This window comes from Methanoregula sp. PtaB.Bin085 (assembly GCF_002067035.1).
In the GTDB taxonomy this organism is placed as follows: domain Archaea; phylum Halobacteriota; class Methanomicrobia; order Methanomicrobiales; family Methanospirillaceae; genus Methanoregula.
Window position 1 is genome coordinate 1 of record NZ_MVQB01000043.1, and the last position, 26,417, is coordinate 26,417.

Sequence of the window (26,417 nt, forward strand, 5' to 3'; positions counted from 1 at the left end):
GAAAAATTCTATTGAGCTCTATTACATCCTCGAGGGAACCGGCGAGATGCACATCGGGGTCCGGTCCGCTCCGGTGCACCCCGGCCAAATCGTCCTCATCCCGAAAGGCAGGAGGCAGTTCATCAGAAATACCGGTTTAAAGGACCTTGTCTTCCTCTGCATCGTCAGCCCGAAGTGGCAGGCCGCAGACGAGGAGCTGGCGGATGAAAGCAGTCCGCCTCCCCCCGGAAAAAACCGCCGTAAATAATGAAACCGGAGAGAGGTCGCGCGTTGTGGCCTTTCGTCTCCCGGGAGTATTTTTCCTGTGGCAGGATATCCATGGAATACCGGTGCCGGAGGGCTGCACAAAAAACAGGGTGCCGGGGATCAGTTCCAGTAATTCGCGATAAAAAGTTTCGACGACCGGATCGTGCCGGTACCGAACCGGAGCGCCAGCGGCACGATGAGAAGCGTGACGATGACGTTGCCTGCAAACCACGTGAGAAAGATACCAGTGATACCGGCTGTCGTCACGAGTGAGAGGGTGAATGCCCCCCATGCTGCCCCCGCAAGGTTATTGAGGAGGACGGCAAAGAGGATCACGATCGTCCAGTCCCGTCGTTCAGGAAGGGAGAGATCGACATCGAACATCCGGGTAGCTGCAAGCGGTATCAGCGTCTGCACAAGCCCGGCTGCCGCCCAGATGACAGCAATCTCCGGGTGCTGCACGAGTTCGGGCGTGGTCAGAAGACCGCCGAGAAGAGATCCGGCGTACGCCGCGATTGCCCCGTACAGACCGAACCAGAGGGCGAACAGGACCATGAAGGCGACGGCTATATAGACCGGGGAAACACCGCTGGTGCCGGTTGCAAAGAACGTAACCGAGGCCCACGCGAGCACGGTGTCAATGATGATGAGGAGGAGGGTCAGGATGACCAAGGAATAGGTGGGTTCCTGTTTCTGTCTCACGGGTTTCACCTTCTTTACTTCTTGGGTTTTGTCCTAAAAAGCGTTTTACCCCAAATTACCGGCATGAGACATTCAGGGCACCGCAACAGCCCCGGACAGTTCCGGGCTGCCGGCACTTCAGAGAGAGCGGGTGTACATGCCTCACGTACTGATCGCTTTTTACCCCCTCTTCCCGATACAGGCTTTTATTATATCCTGCACCAACAGGATTACAAAGGGGTTTAAAAAACCCGTAAAATACAGTAGAACCGTCCTCACCGATCAAACACCAGGAGTCCCGGGATGATGCCGAAAGGGCTGGCAGATAAAAAAGAGTTCAGAAACCGCAGGCCGGACACCTGGCTCATTATCGGGATACTTCTGATCATCGCCGGCGGCATTGCGCTGAACCTCTGGATGGCACAGAAAGAGGACCGCAGCCTTCGCGGTGACCTGCTCGCGAAGAGCAGGCTCGTGAAAGTCGGGTTTGATACGGATGACCTGGAAAGCCTGAACGGAACGCCCGCGGACCTGTCATCCCCCGCGTACATTGCCGCAAAACAGCAGCTGATGCGGGTGAGGTTTGCCGATCCGCCGATCCGGTTCGTGTATCTTATGAAACAGCGGCCGGATGGCACTGTGGTTTTCCTTGCCGATTCCGAACCGCCGGAGTCAGAGAATTACTCGCCGCCGGGGCAGGAATATCCCGAGGCGTCGGAAGAGATGCTGTCGGTATTCGCCACGGGAGTGGAGACCACAGAAGGCCCGTTGTCCGACCGGTGGGGGACCTGGGTGAGCAGTCTCACCCCGGTCACAGACCCGAAGACCGGTTCGGTTATCGCCGTGCTCGGCATGGACATGGATGCCCGCGACTGGAACATCATGATGTTCGAAGCATGCCTGCCGGTGATCATCGCCACCCTTATCCTCCTGTTCCTCCTGCTGGTCTTCACGTATGCCCACGAAATGAACGAGAGGGAGCGCCGGATCCTCGAGGAATCGCACCGGGAGATTCGGGAATCCGAACACCGGCTCAACGATATCATCAACTTCCTCCCGGATGCAACGTTTGTCATCGATCGCGGGGGCCGCGTCATCACCTGGAACCGGGCAATGGAGGAGATGACCGGCGTCAAAGCCGGTGACATCCTCGGCAAAGGCGATTTCGAGTATGCCCTGCCGTTCTACAAAAAACGGCGACCGCTCCTGATCAACCTCGTGCTGGAGCCGGATAACACGATCATCCGGCAATATACCGGGGGTGTCCACCGGCAGGGAGATTTTCTGGTCACGGAAACAGATACTGATCTCGTGCGGCCTGACGGTTCCCATGCCTTCCTCGCGGCACGGGCATCACCACTCCGTGACGTGGACGGGAACATTGTCGGAGCAATCGAATCGATCCGGGACATCACCTTCCGGAAGAAAGCCGAACTCGAACTGAAGTCACGGGAAGATCGGCTCCGCCTCATCCTGATGAATATCAACGATGGCCTCCTTATCCATCGCATTTCACAGGACGGTCCGCAGGATATCCTGGAAGTAAACGACCGCATCTGCCAGCTCCTCGGGTACTCCCGTCAGGAACTCCTGAGGATGTCAATCCAGGATATCGACGTACCCGAACAGCAAAAGAACGTGGCCGCCCTTGCCGGCGAGCTCTTTGCACGGAAGCATATCATATTCGAGACCGAGTATTTCAACAAGGCCAGGCAGCGGATCCCGGTCGAGATCAGCGCAAGCCTCTTCGAGATGGACAACCAGCCCGCTATCCTTGCGATCGTGAGAGACATCACGGAGAGAAAGATCCTCGAGTCCGAGATGGAACATCACACAGCCGAGCTGCACCGGTTCTCCCAGACACTCCAGCATGTCAACAACAAACTCAACCTGATGAACCGGATCACACGGCACGACATCCTCAACCAGCTCACGGCTATCGTCGGATACCTTGACCTGATGAAGGAGAAGGTTACCGATCCCGGGCTGCAGGATTACATCGCTATCGAGCTCCGTGCAGCGAAGAATATCGAGGACCAGATCATGTTCACCAAGGACTACCAGGATATTGGCTCCCAGTCTCCCCGGTGGTTCGATCTCAGGAGTGTTATCCGCTCTGCAGCGGAGAAACTCACCCTTTCCCCTGTAACGCTCTCGGTCGATACAGGCCCCTCACAGATCTATGCCGACCCGATGTTCGAGAAGGTGTTCTATACGCTCTTCGAGAACACAATCCGCCACGGCCGGAACGTGACGGCCATCACGATCTCCGCTGCTGAAAAAGACTCCCGGCTCGTCATCGTCTACGAAGACAACGGGGGCGGTGTGCCGGCCGGGCATAAAGAGGATATCTTCAACCGGAAATATTTCAGGCACACCGGCTTCGGGCTGTTCCTGTGCCGGACGATCCTGGGTATCACGGGTATCATCATCCGTGAGACCGGCGAACCGGAGAAAGGCGTGAGGTTCGAGATCCTGGTGCCCGCAGATGCATACCGTATGGAACCACCGGTATGAAACCCCGGGCACTACACCCCGGGAGATGTCGTTCCGCTGTTCCGGGCTACCGGATCCTGCCCGGCGTTTCCCAAATTCTTAAGTAATCCCGGGCCGACTGTCATCATACCAGCTTGCCGTATTCCGGCATTTCCACAGTATGACCCTTCCTGATATCGATTCGGTTGCCGGCCTGTCCGTCCAGGAAGCTGCAAAGAAACTCCGGGCCGACGGGTTCAACGAAATCGCCGACTCGCGCCATACGAGCACGTTCCAAATCATCGTCGGGGTCATCAGGGAGCCGATGTTCATCCTGCTCGTTGCGAGCGGGCTCATCTATTTCGTTCTCGGCGACATTTCCGAAGGCCTGATGCTCCTGAGCTTCGTCGTCCTTGTCATCGGCATCACCGTGTATCAGGAACGGAAGACCGAGCGGGCGCTCGAGGCGCTGCAGAATCTCTCGAGCCCGCGGGCGCTCGTCATCCGGGATCATGAACAGATGCGCATCCCCGGCCGGGAGGTCGTCTGCGGCGATATGCTCATTCTTGCGGAGGGTGACAGGGTGCCCGCAGACGGCATCCTGCTCTATTCCAACAATATAATGGTGGACGAGTCCCTGCTGACCGGGGAGTCTGTTCCGGTCCGGAAGACCGCATGGCGCGAGGGTCTGCCTCCCGCACGGCCCGGTGGTAACGGCCAGCCCGCAGTCTTCTCCGGCACGCTCGTCGTGCAGGGCCAGGGCCTTGCAGAGGTCAGGGCGACCGGGGCGCGGACCGAGATGGGCAGGATCGGTGTTGTACTCCGGACGCTCGAGCGGGGGGATACCCGGCTGAAGACCGAGATCACCGGAATCGTCCGGACCATCGCAGTTGCCGGCCTGTTATTATGCGCTACCATCGTTGTCGTATACGGGCTGACCCGGCACGACTGGCTGGGGGGATTCCTTGCCGGTATCACGCTTGCCATGGCGATCCTGCCGGAGGAGTTTCCGGTTGTTCTGACTGTATTCCTCGCCCTCGGGGCATGGCGGATCTCCAAAAAGAATGTACTCACCCGTCAGGTGCCGGCCATTGAGACGCTGGGCTCGGCTACGGTCCTCTGCGTGGACAAGACCGGAACGCTCACCGAGAACCGTATGGCGGTCCGCAGTTTTTTTGCCGGAGGAGATCTGTGCCGTCATGACGAGGGCGGGAAAAACCCGGTCCCGGAGACCTGCCATGAGCTGGCCGAGTACGCGATCCTTGCGTGCAAGAAGGATCCTTTCGATCCCATGGAGCGGGCACTGTTCCGGTTAAAGGAAGGAGATTTCGGCAGCACCGAGCACATCCACGCAAACTGGATTCTCGTACAGGAATATACGCTGAAACCGGACCTCCTCGCGATGTCCAATGTCTGGAGGTCGCCTGACGGGAATGATTACATCATTGCCGCAAAAGGGGCGCCGGAGGCGATCTTTGATCTCTGCCATTTCGATACCGCACAGGCAGAGGCACTCAATACGCAAATCGACGTTATGGCTGCCGACGGACTCCGTGTGCTGGGCGTTGCAAAGGCCTCGTTCACCCGCGCCCGTCTGCCCGGGGAGCAGCACGATTTCACCTTCACCTTCCTCGGTCTTGTCGGGTTTGCCGATCCGGTCCGGCCGCAGGTGAAGGATGCGATTAGCATCTGCTATTCCGCAGGAATCCGTGTGATCATGATCACTGGTGATTACCCGCTGACAGCCATGAACATCGCCCGGCAGATCGGCCTTGCAGGTGCGGACCGCTGCCTGACCGGTGCTGAGATGGAGGTGATGGGTACGGAGGAACTTCACCGGCAGATCACCGGATTCACGATCTTTGCCCGGGTCGTCCCCGAGCAGAAACTCCATATTATCGATGCGCTGAAGGCAAACGGGGACGTGGTCGCGATGACCGGCGACGGGGTGAACGATGCGCCTGCCCTGAAATCGGCTGACATCGGGATCGCCATGGGCGGGAGGGGAACGGACGTTGCACGGGAAGCCTCTTCACTTGTCCTGCTCGATGACAACTTCACATCCATTGTTTCGGCTGTCCGGCTCGGCAGGAGGATCTACGACAACATCAGGAAGGCCATGGCCTACGTCATCTCGGTCCACGTCCCGATTGCCGGCATGTCGCTCGTCCCGGTAATCCTGAACATGCCGCTCATCCTCCTGCCGGTCCATATCGTTTTCCTCGAGCTGATCATCGACCCGGCCTGCTCCATCGTCTTCGAGTCGGAGAAGGAGGAAGCCGATGTCATGCACCGCCCGCCCCGACGGGTGGATGAGCGCCTGTTTACGAAACGGAGCATCCTTCTCAGTATCCTGCAGGGCACGGTCGTGCTCATGGTTGTGATGGGCGTCTACTTCATGGCCCTTGCACGGGGATTCGGGGAGCCGGAGACGAGGACACTCGCCTTCACCGCGATTGTCTTTGCGAACCTCTCCCTCATCCTGACGAACCGGTCATGGCAGGAGACGATCACTTCAACGATCCGCACGCCGAACCGGGCGCTGGTGTGGGTCTTTTCCCTCACACTCGTCTGCCTGGCGCTGGTACTCTTCGTTCCCGCCCTGCGAGAACTCTTCCGGTTCGGCCCGGTCCCGCTTCCCGATCTCGTTATGTGCGCAGCGGCCGGAGGCGCAAGTGTCACCTGGTTTGAGATCTACAAGCTCTGGAACAGGAAGAACGGTACGACAGCCTAAAGCCGGGGCGGCTGCATGACCGGACCCGGCAAAACCCGGGTTTGCTGCGTTTTTTCCATCAGGATTCCTGCCGGTCAGGTCCTTCCATACCTTGAAGTGAGTTCAGGCCAACAGTATACGTATCGCTATGAACAATTCCCCTGACAAGGAATCACTCGACCTTGCCAAGCAGAACACTGCCCGGCTCTCGGTCCTTTCCAACACCACGCTCGTTCTGATGAAGTTTGTTGTCGGGTTTGCGATCGGCTCGGTCAGCATCATCTCGGAAGCTATCCACTCATCCATGGACCTCATCGCGGCCGTGATCGCCTTCTTCTCGGTCCGGAAATCGGCAGAGCCGCCGGACACCGAGCACTCGTTCGGGCACGGGAAATTTGAGGATATTTCGGGACTAATCGAGGCCCTGCTCATCTTCGTTGCCGCGCTCCTGATCATTTACGAGGCAGGAGTCAAACTGCTCGGCCACGAGACGCAGGAGATGCGGCCGGAGCTGCTCATTGCCGGTATCGCGGTCATGGGCATCTCGGCGATCGCCAACTGGTATGTTTCTCACCGGCTGTTCGCAATTGCAAAAGAGTCCGAGTCGATCGCTCTCGAGAGCGACGCCTGGCACCTGCGAACCGATGTATACACCTCGCTCGGGGTCTTTGCCGGGCTCATCCTGATCAAACTCACCGGCAACCCGATCTTCGACCCGCTCGTCGCCCTCTGCGTAGCCGTCGTTATCATGAAAGCCGCGTACGATCTTACGAAACGGTCGGTTGCAGATCTCATCGATCACAGCATCCCGGCTGCGGACGAGAAGCGGATCAAGGAGATCATCCACCAGCATGCTGAGATCTACGCGGGATTCCACGATCTGAAGACCCGGCGCTCGGGCCCGGAGATCTTCATCGAGTTCCATCTCGTGGTCCCGGGAGACATCTCCGTAGTGCAGTCCCATGATCTCACCGACCACCTCGAGTCCGATCTGACCACCGAATTCCCCCGGGCGACTATCACGATCCATGTCGAGCCCTGCACCGAAGGCAAGTGCACCCGGTGCGGGGAGTTCTGCACTTTTACACAGAAGCACCCGGACGAATAATCTTTCCGGGAGATACGGATGGTAGCCTTGTAGTGGAATACAATCCAGGCTCAAAATCCCCGATGCTTCTATTTTTTTCGCAGTCAACGCCAGGTTCATGAGCTTCTGACCCCAAGCGTGTCTGATCAATCATGACACGCAGCAGTTTCCCCCTCCTCGTGCTCATCGCCCTCGCGCTGCTGGGCGCAATCTTCGCGTCCGGCTGTACGGGGACGGTTGTGGCACCCGCAGTAACAGGGGATATCCACAAGTTCGGTTCAGCGGACGAGATCCGCGAGTACATCAGGAACAACACAGCCCTCGCAGCCAGTGAGGATGGTTACGGGTACCGCGAGGACGCTGGAATGGTCAACGGACTGCGGACTATGGCTCCCACTGCCGCCCCGGCAGCGTCCGGCATGGCCGAGTCTTCCGCGGTTGCCAAGGGAGTGTCCCAGGGAGCCTCACCAGGTTTCTGGGCCGGTTCGGCAGGCTCTGCGGACCACTCAGCGACAAATGTCCAGGTCGCGGGCGTTGACGAGCCGGACTTTGTCAAGAACGACGGAAAGTACATTTACGTGATCACCGGCCAGACACTTGCCATCGTTGACGCGTACCCGGCAGCATCTGCTTCTGTTGTCTCGCGCACTGAGATCGAGAACTCACCGCGGGACATCTTCATCGACGGCAACCGGCTCGTGCTCTTTGCAACCGGGACCGCGGAGGTGGACAATACGGAGTCCTCCGGCAATGCGGGCGGTTCTGCCAAAATGATCGCTATGGACTACTACCGCCCCTCACGGTATTCGATGCCGGTCACCCACGCGGTCTTCTACGACATCACCGACCGGGCGCACCCGAAGGTGACAAAGGACTTCACCATTGACGGTGACTACATCGACGCCCGGCTGATCGGCCACAACCTGTACCTCGTCACCCGTGAACAGGTGTACACGTATTACCTTGACACCATCACTGCGCCCGTGGTGCGGGAAGGCACGAAGACCGTGATCGCGCCGGATGTGTACTACTTCGACAACCCCGAGCGCCAGTACGCTTTCACGACTGTCTCCTCGTTCGACACGCAGGCGGCAAAGGAGAAGGAGGCCAAGACCTACCTCGTCGGCACCGGTAATCTCATGTACGTCTCCGAGAACGCGATGTACATCACGTACCAGAAGTACCACAACGTGTACCGTACGATGAAGGCCCAGCCCCTGATCGATGTTGAGGAGGACGTTGCCGTTTCGGGCTCCTCCGCATCCGGTGTCTCCGCTCCCGTCCTCTGGGAGGACTTCAACAGGATGAGCGAGTCCGACAAGCAGGCGTATATCCGGAAGATGAAAGACGCCGAGCAGGAGGCTGTCAGGAAGAAGGAGATCGACCAGACTACGACCGTGATCCACAAGATCGCGATCAATAACGGCGCCATCAGCTATGTTGCCCGGGGCGAAGTCCCCGGTGTTCTCGAGAGCCAGTTCTCAATGGATGAGTACAAAGGCAACCTCCGCGCTGCCACCACCTCCAACGTGTACACGACCCGGGGCTCGTACGAGTACAACAACGTCTTCGTGCTCGACTCCGGTATGAACACCATCGGCTCCCTGACCCATGTGGCCGAGCAGGAGAAGATCTACTCCGCCCGGTTCATCGGCGACCGGCTCTACCTCGTCACGTTCAAGCGGATCGACCCGTTCTTCGTGATCGACCTGTCCAGCCCGCAGGCCCCGAAGATCCTCGGCAAGCTCAAGATACCGGGGTACTCGGACTACCTGCACCCCTACGATGCAACGCACATCATTGGCGTAGGCAAGGAGACCGCGACAAATGACTGGGGCGGCGTGTCAACAAAGGGCATCAAGCTCGCCCTCTTCGATGTCTCCGATGTTGCGAATCCGAAGCAGATCGACAAGGTCGAGATCGGCGATGCCGGTTCGGACTCCGCGGCGCTCTCGGACCACAAGGCGTTCCTGTTCAGCAGGGAGAAGAACCTGCTCGTAATCCCGGCCCGCGTTGTGAAAAACCAGGCGGTGACGACCGACAAATACGGCGGATCCCGGCCGACCATCTGGTACGGGACATACGTCTTCGGCATCACGCCCGAGACCGGCTTTAACCTGAAGGGGACAGTCCAGCACGGCACAGACAACAGCACCTACTACTGGTACGGCAGCTCGCAGGCCGAGGTGAAGCGCTCGCTCTACATCGACAACGTGCTCTACACGCTTTCCACAAAGAGGATCCTGGCAAACTCGCTTTCGGATGTCAACACCACGATCAAGACCATCGACCTTGCGGGTGCGGACGACGTGCTTTACCCGCCGGTGCTGAACGAGAAGGCGATGGTGGAGTAAGCCGGAAACCCCCTTTTTTCAGATTCATTTTTAATAAAAGTTCTCGCCAACTCCTTACTCGGCCGGCATCCAACGGATACTCAGGGCGTCCTGCGAATCGTTCGAAGGATACCGCTCCTGTTGCCAGTCTGCTGACTCGCGAGATTCTCCTGTTTTCAGGTTCACAGATGCTGGCATCCCCTCATTGATCAGACGGTTTGTTTTTCCAGCCCTCGGTTCTGATAATCCTGAGGAAGAACTGGATAAAGGACACTCTGACAATCGTTCAGAAAAAAGTGATTGGGATCAGATCGGCTGGGCGCCCATGCCGGGCGGGATGATCTGGCGGATAAGGATCTCCGGGACCTGCCGGGAGGTCATGACCCGCATGTCAAAGAGTGCGTTGCTGCCGGAAGACCCGATGTATTTCAGCACGATCTGGAAATCCGTGTCGATGACCGGCATGCCGAGTGCGGAGATGCGGGCATAGCGCGCACTGATAGTCCGCTCCTGGCCGACCGCGAGGCGTTCCTTGACGCCGTCAACAGAGGTATCGACCTCGTTGCCCATGGTCAGGACGAGGATCTTGCTGCTCCCGATGGAGATCGGCTGGCTGTCGGGAATCGAGACCCGGTACGTGGTGGTGTACGGGAACGAGTTCCCGGTCGGTGTGTCGAGGACGGCGACCGAGAGGGTCAGGACCGCGATGACACTAACGATGACCACAATAGCGATCAGCCAGAGCAGGATCCGGGTGCCGAGGCTCCATCCCTGCTTCTCCTTGATCACCACAGTCTGCTGGACAGGCTGGGTTGTTGGTTGGGGTGAATCATTCGCCATAGTAGTATTCCATGGGAAGGTGGGGGCGATGATAATATATTGGTTGTGGAATGATTTCAGAAATTACGCACGGAACGATCCATCCGGAAGGGTGCCCAAAGCATGCCGATGGATTCGAAAGATTCATTATACTCCTGATGCCGATGCAGGTTGGATGGGACGCAGGCCGCCACAGGCAGGCCGGTAAATCCTGCGGCGAAAAACCCTGAGGTTCCCTGAAAACACTCCCCCAGGACGAGGGATGTTGGATTCCCGAGACCTCCGCCAGATCAGGTAAAGCGATACTTTCCCTTCGGTACGCGGATCTCGAAGCGTGCACCACTCCCCAGCGTGCCGGTCTCTTTCATTGCAAGATCCGTGATGGAGAGGATCTCGCGGGACAGGAACAGTCCCAGGCCGGTATTCTTCCCGAACCCTTTCTCAAAGATACGCTCCTTCTCGGCATCCGGCACGCCGATGCCGTCGTCCCCGTACACAATCGAGAGCTCATCGTTCGGCTCCCGGACGAGCGAGAACGATATGCGCCGGACACGTTCGCCATGCCGCCGGGAATTGTCGATGAGGTTCTCGAACACCTTATCCAGCATGGGATCGGCATAGACCTCGACCGCGTCCAGCGCCGGTGACGCATCGATAACGATATCGGGTACTGCCGGGACCAGCGCCCGTACCCGCGCCCCGATGTTCTGCCACACGGGCGTATGGGCGCCGATCCCCTCGTAATTCCCGACAAACTCGATCTGTCGCTGGATATTCTGTGCTGCGGTCTCCTCCTGCCCAATGAACTGCAGCATGGCGGGATCGGCGGTCTTCAGCCTCGCAAGCCCGGCTGCGGTGCGGAGCACCGTAACCTGGTTGAGGATGTCGTGGCGGGTGACCCCGAGAAGGAGGCTGAGTTTCCGGTTCACCAGGGAGAGGGCGTTCCGTGCCTCACGGTGATCGGTGATGTCGACCACCGTGCATATGATCTCGTCCTGGTCCGTCTTCACAGAAGAGACAAGCACCCACCGGATGGTGCCGTCCCGGGCAAGAAGACACAACTCGCCATCCACGACAACCTGCCGGCCATGGAGGCGGGAAAGGAACGACGCCCGTTCTGCGGGATCCGGGATGATGTCGGCAAGCGTCATTGTCTTCAAGATTTCAGGATCGTACCCGATCATCCGGGCGAACTTCGGGTTGGTATCCGATATCTTTCCCGATTCCTCGTTGAAACTGAACGCTCCTGCCTGGGAATTGTAGTACAGGTCGCATTTCCTCTGTTCCGCCCGGTAATATTCCTGGGAATAGACCGAGATCAGGACACCGAGCGAGACAAAGATGTAGAACTGGATCGTTGCAACGGTAAAAATGCGTGCATCCGCCGGTGCCCAGAACCAGGCCAGCATGAAGTACAGCCACCCGATGAAGACTGTCCCGTAAATCCCGACTTTCGGGCGGGAGAACGCAATCAGGACAATAGGGACAAGATAGAAGTACGGGAAGACATCGTACACCCCGTTTGTGAGACATTCGCGGGTGATCACGATGGCAGCAGCGACACTCGCAACGGTGCATACGTCGAACAGGACCTGCTTTCTGCGGGACATCTGCTGCATGGAGGTTCTTACATCATAGTATTTGCTCGGTTTAATAAAGATACCCCCATTTTTCAGGCAGTCCCCGTCATGCCGTTTTCCGCTGAATAGAATCTGAAAGTGAAAGACAGCCGGTTCCAGCGGAAGCTCAGGCACAATAACATCATTACCTCCCGCCGCACATTGTTATAGGATTCTGATGCGCATTCCCATCAACGAAGTAACGCCGGCAATCCCGTCTGCGGAGGTCTGCGGCTGGGTCCACGAGGTCCGTGATCTCGGCGGCCTCGCCTTCCTGCTCGTCCGCGACCGGACCGGCATCATCCAGGTCACCATCCCCAAGAAGAAGGTACCCGAACCGGTCCTTGCCGCCCTGAAGTCCGTCTCCCGCGAGTCCGTAGTCCGGGTCACCGGCGCGGTCAAGGCCATGGAGAAGGCTCCCGGTGGCCGCGAGCTCGTGCCCGAATCCCTTGTGATCGTCAGCCTTGCCGAAACCCCGCTGCCGCTCGACGTTTCCGAGAAGGTCCCTGCGGAACTCGACACCCGGCTCGATGCCCGCTTCCTGGATGTCCGCAGGCCCCGGGTCGCAGCGGTCTTCGAGATCCGGTCCGCAGCAATGCACGCCATCCACCAGTACTTCCACCACGAGGGTTTCACCGCCATCACCACGCCAAAGATCGTGGCGGCGGCGACCGAGGGCGGCACCGAGCTCTTCCCCATCGCGTACTTTGACAAGGAGGCCTTCCTCAACCAGAGCCCGCAGCTCTACAAGCAGATGATGATGGCTGCCGGATGCGAGAAGGTGTACGAGATCGGCCCGATCTTCCGGGCGGAGGAGCACAACACAACAAAGCACCTGAACGAGGCGACGAGCATTGACATCGAGGTTTCGTTTGCCGACCACACCGACGTGATGCGCATCCTCGAAGAGATAATCGTCAAGGCCTACGCGTACGTGTACCGCTCCTGCCCTGATCAGCTCGCGAACCTGGAGATCGCCGACTTCGCCGTGCCGAAAGCCCCGTTCCCCCGCCTTCCCTATGCGGAAGCAATCGAGATCGCGAAGAAGGGGATCGACGAACCGATCAAGTACGGCGACGACATCTCCCCGGCAGCCGAGCGGGCGATCGGGGCCGAGATGGGCGGCCACTACTTTATCGTGGACTGGCCCTCCGAGATCCGGCCGTACTACGCAATGCATTACGAGAACGATCCCTCCATCTGCAAGGCATTCGACCTGATGCACCCGCGGATGGAGCTCTCGAGCGGGGCCCAGCGGGAGCACCGGTACGACAAACTCGTGCAGCAGATCAGCCAGAAGGGGCTCAACCCCGAGTCCTTCGAGTTCTACCTCAGGCCGTTCCGGTACGGCATGCCGCCGCATGCGGGCTGGGGCCTCGGCGCCGAGCGCCTCGTGATGACAATGCTCGGCCTTTCCAATGTCCGCGAAGCCGTCCTCTTCCCCCGCGACATGCACCGGCTCGTGCCGTGATTTCAGGGAATCCAATTTTTCGATGTAGTTGTGAAGAGAACGATCGCCCCCTTGCGCCAGCCCTGCTCCCGTTGGGGGCGGGGGCGCTTAGGATTCCGCAGCATTACCTGTACAGGAATTTTTCCACGTTTTTTTTAGTATCGTGGTCATTGGTCTCTTCCGGAACCGCCCGCCCGGAGGACTGCCTGCCTGTGGCGGCAGTCCGTAGGAGTGGGGGGATTGGGGGGAGTTGGTTCACAAGCGGGTTATCGTTGGTAATTTCCTTTGATTTTCCCCCCACCACGAACTATTTCTCGTAAGGAGTCAACCCAATAACCAATCAGTGTCCGGACACTATGACGAAGGCATATTTTATCAATAAAGTACTGGCGACCACGGTTGTCGGCAGTTACCCGGTGGTGAAAGGCGGCGGTCTCATGAGCTTCCTCGATCCGCTCCGCCCCGCGGTTGAGACCGCGATCGGCGACCAGCTTGCTGCCGGGATCGATATCATCTCGGACGGGCAGGTCCGCGGGGATATGATCGGGGCGTTCGTATCCCACCTTCCGGGTATCCGCGAGCAGGAGGTCATCGGCAAGGTCCAGCCGGCGAATGGCGGGATCACGGTTGCCGATACGAAGCTTGCCATCAGCAGGGCTCCGAAGGTGAAGGGAATCATCACCGGCCCGACAACGCTCGCCCACGGCCTTCACATCGCTACGCCGATGTACCGCGGCAAGGAAGATCTTGTACCTGACCTGGCTGCCGCTCTGCTCGTGGAAGCCCGGGCACTCGAGGCAGCGGGAGTGGCTCTCATCCAGATCGATGAGCCCATCCTCTCCACCGGCATCGCCGACCTGGCCGTGGCGCGGCAGGCGGTAGATACCATCACCGCAGGCCTCCATACCCCCGTCTGCATGCATGTATGCGGCAGCCTCGGCAACGTCATCGACGAGATTTTGAAGTTCAATGTGCATGTCTTCGACTTCGAGTTCGCGAACAACCCGGCGAACCTCGACCTCCTCTCCCGCCGTGACCTGGGCGGCCGCATGCTCGGGTACGGCTGCGTGGATAACACATCGGACCGCATAGACAGCGTCGCCGAGATCAAAAAGCGGATCGAGAAGGGCGTGGAGATCTTCGACCCGAAGATCCTGCTCATCGACCCTGACTGCGGCCTGCGGATGCGGACCCGCGAGTCGGCCTATGCCAAGCTGAAGTACATGTGCGACGCGGCAAAGGAAGTGCGGCTCGCGCTGTAATATTTCCTCCTTTTCCTCTTCATCAGCCTTTGGCATGGCAATAAGCGCAGATCAACAGCTTATTGATTCATCACGGAACCAATAGTATTCAGCGATACACAATGCCCAAGACCTGTCCCTCCTGCGGGTACCGCGAGCCCGATCCGCAGGCCATGTACTGTAACAAGTGCGGGTATCCCTTCCCTGCACAACAGCCCCGGCAGGTGCCACCGCAGCCAGTACGGCAGGCCGCATCGGCACCCGCCGCCCGCCCTGCACCCCGAACCGCGAAACGGCCGGCCCGGAAAAAAGCCCGCGGGGGTTTTCTCGATTTTTCCTCCCTCATCACGGAGAACCACCTGAAGCTGATCTACATTCTCGGTGCGGCCCTGATCGTGCTCGTCTCGGTCATGGGGATTGCCGGGATGTTCAAGAAACCGGGAACATCGGACAAGGAGGAGAAGACCGCCAATGCAACCCTCATCGACACGAAAGCGATGGCCGAGTACCCGGCGGGCTCCCCGGTCTTCTGGGTTGGTTTCCTTGTTGTGGGGAGTGTCCTGTGGCGGATGTTCTGCGAGCTCTTCGCGCTGCTGTACCGGCTGCACGGCGGTGCCGGTTCGGACGAGGACGAGGATGAAGGGTATGACGATGATGATGAGGGGTACGCGGACGTCCACGCTGCCGCCCCGGGCGGGGCCGGATCCGGCCAGATGGTCGAATGCCCCAAGTGCCACAAAATCGTCCCCGTTGAAGACCTGCGGGAGTGCGAGCACTGCGGGGTGCAGGGGTGCACGAACTGCATCCGGCTGATGGGGCTCCTCAAAAAGAAGCTGACCTGCCGGGAGTGTTTCGAGGGGAACTGACCGGCCGATATGAGAGGGCACTTCATCCTTTTCATCGCGATCATCTTTATGAGCACCCAGGGTGCTGCAGGTTTCACAGTCTCCTGGTTCGCTGTCGTCCCGCCTGGTGATCTCGAGGACCGCACCATGGTCACCATAACGTGCGAAATCCCGCGAACCGGCATCCTGCTCTACGACCAGCTGGTGATCGTGACCGATCTCGATTCTCCGGTCTGGGAGCCCGTGGTCATCGTGCATGACCGGGAGACACCGGTCACACCCGCATCCCAAGACGGGAACCGGCTCGTCCTCAACGGGGCGGCGTTCAATTACCCGGAGCCGGTCCCGGCGAAACTCCGGCTGATCGTCAAGGGATGGGTGCCCGCCAACCACACGGCAAACCAGACGCTGCTGGACATCCGGCAGATCGATTCGGGCGGGATTCCGTATGCCTGGCCGTCGGGAAATTTTACCCTGCCGATGCCCGGGTTACCTACAGGAACTGTCCCGGTGCTTCCCGCGACAACGATCCCGATACCGGAAGAAACCCTCACCCCGTACACGATGCCAGCGATACAGCTGCCGTCCCCGGCAGAATCTTTGCCGGCAGCAGCCGGTACGAACCCTGAGAAAACCCGGGTTCTTCCCACACCATTGCCAGACACAAGACCGAAAAAAACTGCGTCAGCCGGGCCGCTGGTTGTTCTCGCGGCGGTGGGGATCGCCGCATTGTTCACAGGAAAATGTTCCGGCAGATACGCTGAGTCAGGAAAAACTGTCTGAAAAAAATATGAAAATTTTAAACGGGGAGGTTCTGCCCGCGGTTCATTTGCCCATCGACGGGGTCACCGATCCGTCCAGCACCCGGCGGACACCTTCATTGGATCCGCGCCGGTGGATGGAATCGGAGTAGGGATTGTAGATCCATTCCTTGGCGTATGCATACGGGTCAGCAGCCGTGCCGGCCTCCAGATTCTTCACTGCACGGCTCTCGACCGTGACGAAGTAGGAATACTTCTCCATGTCGTTGGCTTTCCACGTGATGTTCTTGTCGCCGTTGACATAGCCGTCAGCACCAAAGATCAGCCCGTTCTCCCACGAGCCGATGATCGGGTCCATGCCGGCCAGCGGGCGCGTCACTGTCGGCTCGGGAGTCGGTGTCGGCGGTATCGTCATGGTCGGCTCGGGAGTGGCGACCGGCTGCTGTGTTGTCGTGCACCCGGCAGATACCAGGACGAGTGCAAGCAGGAGAATAACAATACAGTACCTCATACACTCCCCTTTATTCTGAAGCCCTAAAAATATTGCTAAATTTTTCGGATCTGTGGGTGCATCAGCCAGAAGAAACCTGCACCACACGGCCTTTTCAGGAATACGTCATGCAAACGAGAACGTTTCCGGAACCAGCGTCTGCAAATCCACCGCAACCGCGAGCGCCGGTGTCGGGTTCACATTCATCTGCTTCTGGAACTTGGTCTGGGACTGCCACGTGCCGGCATTGATCCCGAGCACGCCGCGGTACTGGGTGATGCCCTTGATGTGGACGTGGCCGGTGTGCAGGATCTCGGGCAGCGGGTCGATGATGAGCCGGTCGGTCCGGCCCGCCGCGATCGGCGTACGGCGGCCGTAGGCCGGCGCGAGGTGCCTGCGGATGAGCATCTCCTCCATCATGAGGCCGGAATGCTCGTACGAGGCGCCGGGGATGAGCCCGATCATGTCATCGATGGACCTGCCGTGGTACATCAGCACCCGCACACCCTGAAGCCGCACGAGCGCCGGGTTCTCCACGAGAACGCAGTTGTCCGGGAACTTCTTTGTGAACTGCTCCGGGAGCACCGGCTGGGGCTCGGCCCCGCGGACAACGTCGTGGTTGCCGGGCGAGATGATGATCTTCATGCGGGAGGGCAGGTCCTTCATCATGGCACCGAAAGCGTCGTACTGTTCATAAATATTCTTTATCCGGAGCTCGGCATCCTGCCCGGGGTAGATGCCGATCCCGTCCACGAGGTCGCCTGCGATCAGGAGGTAGGAGTAGTCGGAATCGGAGAGCCAGTCAGCGAATTTGTTCCAGCTCCCCTCGAGGAACGTGTCGCTGCCAACGTGGGTGTCGGAGATGAAGACGGCTTTCCCGGGATCAGTGCTCCTGAACGGGGCGTTGTCGATCCGGATATCGGGGCGGTACAGGAGCTCGGCAAAGAAGAGCTTGCCGTCCATGGAGAGCTTGCCTTTGACCCCAATCACTTCGTCGTGGATGATCCTCTCGGCATCGGAAAAGACCGGCCGGTCCTTGCGGAAGAGCACCGTGATGGTGCCGGTCGCGTCCTCGATCTCGGCGATGCGGTGGCCGTTCGTGGTCGTCTTCACGTCAACGACCATCCCGATGACCGTGCACTCCTCCTGCCGGTAGCGGGTGCTCTTTGACAGCCCCTCGATGGGCATGGCGCCGACCCGGCCCCGGATCATCCCGCCGAGCTTCGCATACCGGTGGCGGAAGTAGTGGAGGTAGTCCTCCGTGCCGTTGACAGCCCCGGATGTGCCGGCGGAGCCGGTCACGACCTCGACTGCGGGGTCCACGTGGAACCGCATGCCGTCCCGGACCGGCTTCACCCCGGGGATGTGCTTTGCGGAGACCACGATGGCGTCCTGCGGGACAGTGGCGATGATGCGGTCGATCATCGCATCCGGCTCGTCCTGCTCCAGGATGTGGCGCACGACCTCCGGGTGCACCTGGAGCTTTTTGTCGAGGAAGCGGTGAGCGATCTCCTGCGCATCAAGCATACCGGATTTTTGGCGCCGGAAGTAGATAGAGATGGTTGTTACGGCACCGGCAACGTGAGAGTACCGCGGCAGGCGATCGTTTCCTACAACCTTAATAATTTGATGACCCAGACCGGAATAAGCAAAAAAACCCGGCCTGCTCCTGTGCTGCGCCGCACTCGCAACCCTCGCCATCGTCTCGGCCTGCACAACACAGACAGCAGGAACCGATCTGGGAAACGGTTTTAAGGAATACAGGGATGTCCCGATGGGCATCAGTTTCGAGTATCCCGCCAGCTGGCATATGGAACGGGCAGCTTCCGCAGAATATGCAAGAACCGTGCAATACACCTTCATCCGTCCCGGCGGGAATTTCACGGCTGCGTTCCAGAGCGGCGACAACGCCGCCCTGAAACATTCCCCGGCAACCCTTGAAGCGTGGCGGGACCAGTATCTGGAGATGCTTCCCAACGCCACCTACCGCACGGACTACAGACTCGTGGCAAGCGAGCCTGCCACTCTGTCGGGATCGCCGGCCTGGCGGATCGAGTACACCGCCCTGATGAAGAACGGCCCCCGCATGCGGGGGGAGGTTTTCCTGATGATGAACGGGACGCGGGGCGCCATGATTGCGCTTGTCGGCAACGATGATGCCGACGGTGCCCTTTCCGACGGCCCGCGCATTTCGTCAGGTCAATCGAAATCGCGGGATAATACCGGCCGGAACGGCCTTTTTTTGGAAGAATCTTCTTTCCCCAAAAATACTCGAAAAACACCCGGCCCGCATCTTCCGCAGCGGCAGATTCCCGTGCCATTCCAATAACGGCAAAAGTATTCATATTTACAATGCTTACACTATGATCATGCCCGCGGTAAAACGGATACCGGTGACAGAACCGGTCTGGAAGGATCTTGCCGAGATGCGGTCAGCCGGCCAGACCTACACGGATCTTCTGGAGGAGATGATTCAGGATCGGAAGATGCGCCGGCTCGAGGAAGACGCGAGGTCCTGGCGCAGCCGCAGAAAGAGGGATTATGTTTCCCTTGCGGAGATTAAGGATTGACCTATTCCCTCATCCTCTGGCATGAACTGGCAGACGAGATCAACAGCCTGCCTGATAAATCACGCCGGATTATCAAAACTGCCCTGAAACGGCTCGAGGAAGATCCGTTCCCGGGAAAAGAGGGCGATAAGGAAAAACTGGTCCTGCGGGGCGGGATAATTATTTACCGGCTTCATATCTCCCGCAGGTATACCGTCTTATATGAGATCGATAAAGAGGAAAAACTGGTGATTGTCCAGGAGATCCTCCCGATAGAACAGGCTCACAAGAAATACGGGTATTACTGATTACCCGTACCCGTCGTTTTTTCAGAACATAAAAAAATTTTCTGTTATTGTCGCCTCCGCATCCAGAGCACGGCGCCGATCGCGATAATCCCGAACACTGCCGCAAAGCCCGGCGACTTCTTTGCCGCAGCAAGCCCGGTGTTGTACTTCGTTGTCTCGCCCGCGGTGATCGAGACCGGCGTGGAGAGATCGGCGTACCCGTCCAGTTTCAGAAGGAGCGTGTGATCGCCCGGTGCGAGCCCGGGGATGTCTGCCGGGGAGACACCCCGCTGGACGCCGTCGATGAAGATTGAGGCGCCGGCCGGGGTCGTGGTGACCGAGAGGGTGCCGGTGGCTCCGGGTGCGATACTGCCTGCCGCTGCTGAACCGGACTGCTGGGAACCGGATCCCGATCCGGACTGAGATGAGCCTGTCTGCTGGTTATCTGAAGAGGAGCCGCCCTGCTGGCTGCCGGAGGAGGATACGGTTTGCGATGACCCTGACTGCGAAGAACCGGCGAGCGCTGCTGCCGCTGCACCTAGGTTCTGCGATCCCGATGCACCGACCTTCGACCCGCTGCCCTGTGCTGCCGTTGTGGTCGTGACTTTCGCAACAATCGTGGGCTTGTCAAGTTTCGGCATCGTCGTGGTCTTCGCTGCTGCGAAATTCACTGCGCCCGGTTTGATCGCGACGGGCGTTGTCGTTGGAGGGGCAGCCGATGAGGGCGTCAGATAAACGTATACATACGAATACTTGCGATCGCAGACCGTCGTGGCGATCAGAAGACGTTCATATCCCGGCCTGGTATATTTCAGGATATAAGAGCCGGGACCAAGCGAGACATGATATGCCGGGATATCACCGTACGGTGCGGGTAAATACTTATAATCTGCCGGAAGGAGTGTTGTATCCCCCCAGTATATCTTCACGTCTTCTGAATACGGCAGATCGGAAAGGAAATAAACATCCCCGCTGGCCCAGTTGGAGAGCGCGGGATTGTCCTCTACGCAGGACCCTTCCGGCGGTGCTGCATGTGCCCACCCGCTACAGAGTGCCGCGAGCAGGAGAAAAAGGAGAACAGGGTATTTCATATCCGGTCTGTTGTATGAAGGGGTTAATTACCGTTCCGATTTTAATCCTGCTTCCCGAATAATCCCGGATAACGTCGTAATTGAATCGTCGGGCCCGGAAATGGGCGGATTGCCGGTACAGGAGGTGAATCGGGCGATGAGATAGCCGGCAGGGAAATACGTTATTGGGATCGCATCTCCCGCAGGCAGAGGACCGCACCCAGTGAGGCGAGTGCCGCGATGAACGCAAAGCCCGGCGACTTCTTTGTGGCAACAGGAGTCCCGGATACCGGGACAAGACCGGAGCTGAATGGCTGGGTCTGGCCGGCGATGATCGTTATCGTGGTGGTGAGGTCCTTGTACCCGTCCATCTTCAGGAGAAGGGTATGGTCCCCGGGTGCAAGTCCCGAGATGGTCGCGGGGGTGACGCCCCGCTGGGCCCCGTCGATGAAGACATAGGCGCCGGCCGGAGTCGTGGTGACCGAGAGGATGCCGGTTGCAGCGGGTGCAATATTCCCGGCAGTTCCGGAGCCGGCCTGCTGCGATCCTGAGCCGGAGCCGGCCTGCGAACTTACGGAGGTAGACCCGGTCTGGCCGGAACCCGTGGAACCGGTGCCGGTGCCCTGCGATCCCGTTCCTCCGGTCTGCGACCCGCTGCCCTGCGATACCGAAGCGGTCGTGGTCTTCGGAGCAAGAGTAGCGACATCGATCGTACCAGCAACATTGACGGCATATTTGGGCGTCGTGGTCACCGGTGCGGTGGTGGCCGCGGTAATGACTGAATAGCCGGATACTGCCGGTTTGACGGCATACCCGCTCTTTGCCGTTGTCACCGTTGTCGTGACGGCAGGTACCATGACGACATTGACAAAGGAATACTTGCAGTCGCAGACTTCGGTTGAGAACGCGGCATCGTTATAACCGGGTCTCCTGACGGTGATCGTGTAGGTCCCGGGAGAAAACCCGAGCTCGTATCCCGTGTAAATTGAATACGGATCAGGAAGGGACCGTATCGTGGGATGCAGCTGCTCGGTCCCGCGCAGGAATATCACGTCATCGGACACGGGGAGGTTGAGATACACCATAACCCGCCCGTTGGGCATGTTGCCACAGCTGCCGATATATGATTGTGCGCAGGACTGTGTTGGCGGTGCAGCACAGACACAGGCGATACAGAAGAACAGTACGAGGAGAAATGCTGTTCCGTATTTCATATCCGGACTGTTGTATGCATCGTTTAATACCGTTCCGTTTTTAATCCGGCCTCTGGAATAATCCCGGATGGCGTCCGAATTCTGCCGTAGCGGATAACGAAAGGCCGGATTGCCGGCACATGAAAAATGACGGGCAGGGGAAAAACCGAAAAAACGGGGATTATGATCGTATCTTCCGCAGGCAGAGGACCGCACCCAGACCCGCGAGCGCTGCAATGAACGCAAAGCCCGGCGACTTCTTCGGCGTTACTGTTGTTTCCGGGGTCGCTGCCGCTGCTGTTGTAGCCTCAGTTGTTGCCGCCACCTTCGCCATGGCTGATGAGTATTCCTGCGTCTTGCCGGCTGAGATCGTGACCGGCGTGCTGATGTCCTGGTACCCGTCAAGTTTCAACAGCAGCGTGTGGGTGCCGGCTGTAATCCCGGGGATCGTGGCCGGCGTGACGCCCCGCTGGACGCCGTCGATGAAGATGAACGCACCGGCTGGCTCTGTCTTCACGGAAAGGGAGCCGAGCGTGTCAGGCTGGGCCGTTGCGAAAGTCTGCTGTCCTGCTGGTACGGCCGGTACTGCAGATGATCCTCCGGAGGACGGGACTGTTGTCGTCGGCAGGGGGACGTTGCCGAATGCCCCACCGGACTTCGAACTCCCGCCGGAACTGGCTGCAGCGGTTGTGATTGTCGTGGTTACCTTGACAGCGCCGGTATTGATCCCTGTCTTGCCGAGGGATACGCTCTTCGTCGGACTAAAGTCTGCATTCGTCACTTTCCCGGCGCATACCTGTATCGTATCGCTGATTTCGCTATATCCTGTCGCCGTGAGTCTCAGCGAATGATATCCCGCCGGTATCTGCCCCACGTATTCGCGTTCCGAATCATCGTAAATGACCTCCGTCAGCGATGCCGGATATACTCCGTCAATGGTAATATCGCCACCAGAATGGCTGAAACCCGCGCTGTTGTGGAGCTGGATTCGGACATGCCCGTTATTCTGGGTACACCAGGAACAGGCCTCGGTCCCGCATGCAATGCTGGCTGTTGCGGGAGCGATACAGAAGAGAAGGACAAGGATAAGCGACAGGGAGAATCTCATACAGGTACGGTAAAATCTGATGGGTAATTATTCTTATGCTCGTATCCGACCGTCTTGATGACGACGGTACGAGACGTCGTTCACGACGGAAAATCAGTCCGGAACCATTGGCCGGGCTGCCAGGAGCGGCCGGAAAAATTATCCGGCCAGTCCCTTCCGCAGGCAGAGGACTGCACCCAGACCCGCGAGCGCTGCAATGAACGCAAAGCCCGGCGACTTCTTTGTGACTGAAGGTGCCGCAGTTGCCAGTAGGAAAAAAGGCTATCCCACCGGATCATCCGCGGGCAAAGGTGCCTGCCCGGTCTATTTATCCCCATTGACCCCCCTTTCGCATGCTCCCGGTAAAAACCTGCATTTTCCGGAGTAAAATGGACCGGAATTAACCATGAAAGCGGGCATGCCACAAGGGGGGTCATTGGGGATAAATTTCCGGCAGCCGTTCCGGATTCCTTAAATTCAACAGGTATTTACGCCGTAATAAAACCTCGGCTCTCCGGCCGGCAGGATCCGGAATTATCCCCACTGACCCCCCATGCGTGGCTGCACGGGTCATGCTGGCCCGGCATGTTTCAATACCGAACGGGACAAGAAAGTACATACGGAGCCACTCTGTTGCTGACCGAAATCCTCTCCACCCTCGCCCTCGGCCTCCTCATCGGCTTCACCGGAGCCCTCGCCCCGGGGCCAACGCTCGTCGCCACCATCAACGCATCGCTGAAAGGCGACTGGACGGCGGGGCTGCGGGTCTCGCTCGGCCACATCGTGATCGAGACCGCGATCTTCTTTCTGATCGTCCTCGGCCTCGCCGCGGTTGCGCGGCCGTACACGACCATCATCGCGATAGTCGGCGGTATTGCGCTGATCGTCTTCGGGATCATGACGATCACCGGCAGCCGGAGCGCTACACTCTCGCTGGCATCGCAGCATGAGAGCGCCGGCCCGGTCATGGCCGGCCTCCTCACCAGTGCCGCGAACCCCTACTTCTGGCTCTGGTGGCTTTCCGTGGGGAGCGCCCTTTTGATCAATGCACTCTCGGGCGGCCTCCTGCTTGCGATTGTTTTCATGATCGGCCACTGGGGGGCTGATGTCAGCTGGTACACCTTCGTCTCCACCGGCATTGCGAAGGGAAAAGCGATCCTTGCCGACACTGCCTACCGCATGATCATGGGCGCCTGCGGCATCTTCCTTGTGCTCTTCGGGATTTACTACCTTGCCGGCCCGTTCCTGCCGTGACCCTGGAACCGCGGCAATCCTGCCAGGTCGAAGAACACTTCGCGGCATTCTCCTGATTTGAGCCCGATGAGCCTCAGCATGGTTAATGTGCAGGGGATCCAACACTATACCATCAATCAGGTCGATCCCATGGCTGACACCCCGCCGTCCCGCGATTCCCCATCGATCATCGAACAGTTCCGCACCAGCGACCACTGGGCCGTTTCGCTCGCCCGCGACCTTATCTGGGTCGTCTGCGTTGTCGGGGGTATCGCGCTCGCCCTGTACCTCATCTGCGGCACGTGGCCCGCGGTCGTGACCATCGAGTCCGGCAGCATGATCCCCCACATGAACATCGGGGACCTCGTCATCGTGGTCGAGAAGGACCGGCTCGGGAACCTCCAGACCTGGGACCAGGGGAAGGCGTCAGGGTACCAGAAGTTCGGGGACTATGGCGACGTGATCATCTACCGGCCGAACGGGTACACCGACTTCTGGGCGCAGGTCGGCCTGCTGCCGCTCTCGGGCCAGCACCCGATCATCCACCGGGCAATGACCTGGACTGAGGCAGGGGAGCAGGTCCCCCAGTATATCAACGTGTACAAGGGATCCGTCACACCGACAGCCTACCTCCCGCTCGCGGCCGCGGGCACTACCGTAAAAGGGTACACGATCCTTGCAGCCGGCAACGACACCGGTGCAGCGAACTATACCGCTGGCGACAGCGACATCACGATCACCAGCACCGCATTCGGGAATTACGTCATCCCCGAACGCTATGTTGACGGCAAGACCGGTTACATCCGGGACATGGGCATTACCACCGACCATGGCGGGTACATCACCAAGGGCGACAACAACAACTTCAGCGACCAGGGATCGCTCTTCTATACCAATACCGGGAAGATCGAGCCGGTGAAGAAGGAATGGGTTGTCGGGAAGGCGCTCATCGCCATCCCGTACGTCGGGCTCCTGCCCCTCAATATCGTGCCGGTCATTGTCATCGTGCTGATCCTCATGGGACTCCACGAGCTGTACCTCCGCAGGAAAGAGGCGGCGGGGAGCGGGGATGCAAAGCCGGCGAAGAAAGGATCGAAGAAGAAGCGGTGAGAGGGAGAGGCGATGACAAAGATCCAGGCACTGGTATCCGATGTGCTGGACGGCCACCGGCTCACGGAAGCGGAAGCGGAACGCCTCCTTTCGGCAACAGGCCGGGACGTGTGGCGGATCACGGCTGCCGCTGACGAGATGCGGGAGCGGAAGGTCGGCAACACGGTCACTTATGTCCGGAACCAGAACCTGCACGTCACCAATATCTGCAAGAACCTCTGCGGGTTCTGCGGCTTTGGCCGGAAGGCAACAGACGAGGGGGCATTCTGCCACGACAGGGCGGGAATCCAGGAGCAGGCTCGTCTCGCACGCAGGCGGAAGGTGACCGAGATCTGCCTGCTGTCGGGCGTCCACCCCGGGTTCACGCTCGACACCTTCGTAGACATCATGCACTGGATCCAGGAGGCGGCGCCGGGTGTCCATATCCACGCGTTCAGCCCGGACGAGATCGCCCACGCGGCAAAGCGGGGGAAGATCCCGACCGCGGAGGTTATTGCCCGGCTGAAAGACGAGGGTCTCGGGACGATCCAGGGGACGGCAGCGGAGATTCTCGTGGACGATGTCCGGAAGGTCATCTGCCCCCGCAAAGTCCCGACCGCGGAATGGGTGCGGATCATTAAGGAGTGCCACAACGCGGGGCTGCGGTCAACGGCCACCATCATGTTCGGCTCGTGCGAGACCCCCCGCGACCAGGCCGAACACCTCCGCGTCCTCCGCGACGTGCAGGACGAAACGCACGGTTTCACGGAGCTCGTCACGCTCCCGTTCGTCCACACCAGCACGCCGCTGTTTAAAAAAGGGCTCGCCCGGGCAGGGCCGACCGGCCGCGAGGACCTGCTGATGATTGCAACCTGCCGGCTCTTCCTCGATAATATCGACAACGTCCAGGTGGCGTGGGGCAAAGTCGGCCTGAAGATGACGCAGCTTGCGCTTCTCTCGGGCGCAAACGACCTTGCCGGTACCATGTTCACGGACGACGTGACCGGCAGCGCCGGGGTGTCGGGGTCGGATTACCTGGACCCGGAGGACATGGAGCGGATCGTCCACGACCTTGGCCGGAACCTCCGGCAGCGTACAACGTTGTACGACCTTGTCCCGGAAAAGAAGAAAACGAAGGAGAGGGCGTAA

General features: G+C 59.2%; 24 protein-coding genes. 16 read left to right on the top strand and 8 right to left on the bottom strand.

Annotated elements, in window-relative coordinates:
* The coding region (locus A4E33_RS08900; RefSeq protein ID WP_292347381.1) for a cupin domain-containing protein at positions 1-247 on the top strand (247 nt) is incomplete at its 5' end.
* A gap of 119 nt (positions 248-366) precedes the next feature.
* On the opposite strand, the gene A4E33_RS08905 is transcribed toward A4E33_RS08900, so the two are convergent.
* A complete protein-coding gene (locus tag A4E33_RS08905; protein WP_292347383.1) occupies positions 367-948 on the bottom strand; it encodes a hypothetical protein in 582 nt (193 codons plus the stop codon).
* 282 nt (positions 949-1,230) lie between these two features.
* On the opposite strand from A4E33_RS08905, the gene A4E33_RS08910 reads away from it, so the two are divergent.
* The 4 genes from A4E33_RS08910 to A4E33_RS08925 all read left to right on the top strand — a co-directional run bounded on the left by A4E33_RS08910 (position 1,231) and on the right by A4E33_RS08925 (position 9,556).
* Positions 1,231-3,444 (top strand): PAS domain S-box protein, encoded by a 2,214-nt coding sequence (locus A4E33_RS08910; protein WP_292347385.1) that lies wholly within the window; start codon positions 1,231-1,233, stop codon positions 3,442-3,444.
* A 139-nt stretch (positions 3,445-3,583) separates the two neighbouring features.
* Positions 3,584-6,136, top strand: a complete 2,553-nt coding sequence (locus A4E33_RS08915) for a cation-translocating P-type ATPase (RefSeq protein ID WP_292347387.1) — start codon at positions 3,584-3,586, stop codon at positions 6,134-6,136.
* Between the two features lie 127 nt (positions 6,137-6,263).
* A complete protein-coding gene (locus A4E33_RS08920) occupies positions 6,264-7,223 on the top strand; it encodes a cation diffusion facilitator family transporter (protein ID WP_292347388.1) in 960 nt (319 codons plus the stop codon).
* 131 nt (positions 7,224-7,354) lie between these two features.
* Positions 7,355-9,556 (top strand): beta-propeller domain-containing protein, encoded by a 2,202-nt coding sequence (locus A4E33_RS08925; RefSeq protein ID WP_292347389.1) that lies wholly within the window; start codon positions 7,355-7,357, stop codon positions 9,554-9,556.
* Between the two features lie 285 nt (positions 9,557-9,841).
* Here A4E33_RS08925 and A4E33_RS08930 read toward each other — a convergent pair whose 3' ends face one another.
* The gene (locus tag A4E33_RS08930) at positions 9,842-10,375 is read right to left on the bottom strand and encodes a hypothetical protein (protein WP_292347390.1); all 534 of its coding nucleotides are present in this window, start codon (positions 10,373-10,375) and stop codon (positions 9,842-9,844) included.
* 269 nt (positions 10,376-10,644) lie between these two features.
* The gene (locus tag A4E33_RS08935; protein WP_292347392.1) at positions 10,645-11,973 is read right to left on the bottom strand and encodes a sensor histidine kinase; all 1,329 of its coding nucleotides are present in this window, start codon (positions 11,971-11,973) and stop codon (positions 10,645-10,647) included.
* Positions 11,974-12,151: 178 nt separating this feature from the next.
* Here A4E33_RS08935 and aspS point away from each other — a divergent pair, with 178 nt between their 5' ends.
* From aspS to A4E33_RS08955, 4 genes are all read left to right on the top strand, one after another.
* Positions 12,152-13,444: an aspartate--tRNA(Asn) ligase gene (gene aspS, locus A4E33_RS08940; RefSeq protein ID WP_292347394.1), complete on the top strand. Its 1,293-nt coding sequence runs from the start codon at positions 12,152-12,154 to the stop codon at positions 13,442-13,444.
* Between the two features lie 335 nt (positions 13,445-13,779).
* Complete coding sequence (locus A4E33_RS08945) at positions 13,780-14,685, top strand: methionine synthase (RefSeq protein WP_292347396.1); 906 nt, start codon at positions 13,780-13,782, stop codon at positions 14,683-14,685.
* Positions 14,686-14,786: 101 nt separating this feature from the next.
* Entirely contained in the window at positions 14,787-15,530 is a 744-nt protein-coding gene (locus tag A4E33_RS08950) for a DUF4282 domain-containing protein (protein ID WP_292347397.1), read from the top strand.
* Between the two features lie 9 nt (positions 15,531-15,539).
* A complete protein-coding gene (locus A4E33_RS08955; RefSeq protein WP_292347399.1) occupies positions 15,540-16,292 on the top strand; it encodes a hypothetical protein in 753 nt (250 codons plus the stop codon).
* A gap of 42 nt (positions 16,293-16,334) precedes the next feature.
* Here A4E33_RS08955 and A4E33_RS08960 read toward each other — a convergent pair whose 3' ends face one another.
* Positions 16,335-16,781 carry a hypothetical protein gene (locus tag A4E33_RS08960; RefSeq protein WP_292347402.1) on the bottom strand — a complete coding sequence of 149 codons (447 nt, stop codon included), beginning with the start codon at positions 16,779-16,781 and terminating at the stop codon, positions 16,335-16,337.
* Positions 16,782-16,886: 105 nt separating this feature from the next.
* Positions 16,887-18,287, bottom strand: a complete 1,401-nt coding sequence (locus A4E33_RS08965; RefSeq protein ID WP_292347403.1) for a DNA-directed DNA polymerase II small subunit — start codon at positions 18,285-18,287, stop codon at positions 16,887-16,889.
* A gap of 247 nt (positions 18,288-18,534) precedes the next feature.
* Between A4E33_RS08965 and A4E33_RS08970 the strand changes: the two genes are divergently transcribed.
* From A4E33_RS08970 to A4E33_RS08980, 3 genes are read left to right on the top strand one after another with little or no spacing between them, the layout of a single operon-like run.
* Positions 18,535-19,089: a hypothetical protein gene (locus A4E33_RS08970; RefSeq protein ID WP_394334364.1), complete on the top strand. Its 555-nt coding sequence runs from the start codon at positions 18,535-18,537 to the stop codon at positions 19,087-19,089.
* 40 nt (positions 19,090-19,129) lie between these two features.
* Positions 19,130-19,330 (top strand): hypothetical protein, encoded by a 201-nt coding sequence (locus tag A4E33_RS08975; RefSeq protein ID WP_292347405.1) that lies wholly within the window; start codon positions 19,130-19,132, stop codon positions 19,328-19,330.
* Positions 19,327-19,617, top strand: coding sequence for a type II toxin-antitoxin system RelE/ParE family toxin (locus A4E33_RS08980; RefSeq protein ID WP_292347406.1), 291 nt, complete (start codon positions 19,327-19,329; stop codon positions 19,615-19,617). The genes A4E33_RS08975 and A4E33_RS08980 overlap by 4 nt, the downstream gene beginning before the upstream one ends.
* 44 nt (positions 19,618-19,661) lie before the next feature.
* On the opposite strand, the gene A4E33_RS08985 is transcribed toward A4E33_RS08980, so the two are convergent.
* The 3 genes from A4E33_RS08985 to A4E33_RS08995 all read right to left on the bottom strand — a co-directional run bounded on the left by A4E33_RS08985 (position 19,662) and on the right by A4E33_RS08995 (position 22,967).
* Positions 19,662-20,687 carry a PEGA domain-containing protein gene (locus A4E33_RS08985; protein WP_292347408.1) on the bottom strand — a complete coding sequence of 342 codons (1,026 nt, stop codon included), beginning with the start codon at positions 20,685-20,687 and terminating at the stop codon, positions 19,662-19,664.
* 161 nt (positions 20,688-20,848) lie between these two features.
* Positions 20,849-21,880: a PEGA domain-containing protein gene (locus tag A4E33_RS08990; RefSeq protein ID WP_292347409.1), complete on the bottom strand. Its 1,032-nt coding sequence runs from the start codon at positions 21,878-21,880 to the stop codon at positions 20,849-20,851.
* A gap of 160 nt (positions 21,881-22,040) precedes the next feature.
* On the bottom strand, positions 22,041-22,967 hold the full coding sequence (locus A4E33_RS08995; RefSeq protein ID WP_292347411.1) for a PEGA domain-containing protein: 927 nt from the start codon (positions 22,965-22,967) through the stop codon (positions 22,041-22,043).
* A gap of 57 nt (positions 22,968-23,024) precedes the next feature.
* Between A4E33_RS08995 and A4E33_RS09000 the strand changes: the two genes are divergently transcribed.
* The 4 genes from A4E33_RS09000 (at position 23,025) to cofH (ending at position 26,417) form a co-directional block, all read left to right on the top strand.
* Positions 23,025-23,198, top strand: a complete 174-nt coding sequence (locus A4E33_RS09000) for a hypothetical protein (RefSeq protein ID WP_292347413.1) — start codon at positions 23,025-23,027, stop codon at positions 23,196-23,198.
* A gap of 381 nt (positions 23,199-23,579) precedes the next feature.
* Positions 23,580-24,200, top strand: coding sequence for a LysE family transporter (locus tag A4E33_RS09005; protein WP_363054123.1), 621 nt, complete (start codon positions 23,580-23,582; stop codon positions 24,198-24,200).
* A gap of 78 nt (positions 24,201-24,278) precedes the next feature.
* Positions 24,279-25,289 carry a S26 family signal peptidase gene (locus A4E33_RS09010; protein ID WP_292347414.1) on the top strand — a complete coding sequence of 337 codons (1,011 nt, stop codon included), beginning with the start codon at positions 24,279-24,281 and terminating at the stop codon, positions 25,287-25,289.
* Positions 25,290-25,301: 12 nt separating this feature from the next.
* Entirely contained in the window at positions 25,302-26,417 is a 1,116-nt protein-coding gene (cofH, locus tag A4E33_RS09015) for a 5-amino-6-(D-ribitylamino)uracil--L-tyrosine 4-hydroxyphenyl transferase CofH (protein ID WP_292347415.1), read from the top strand.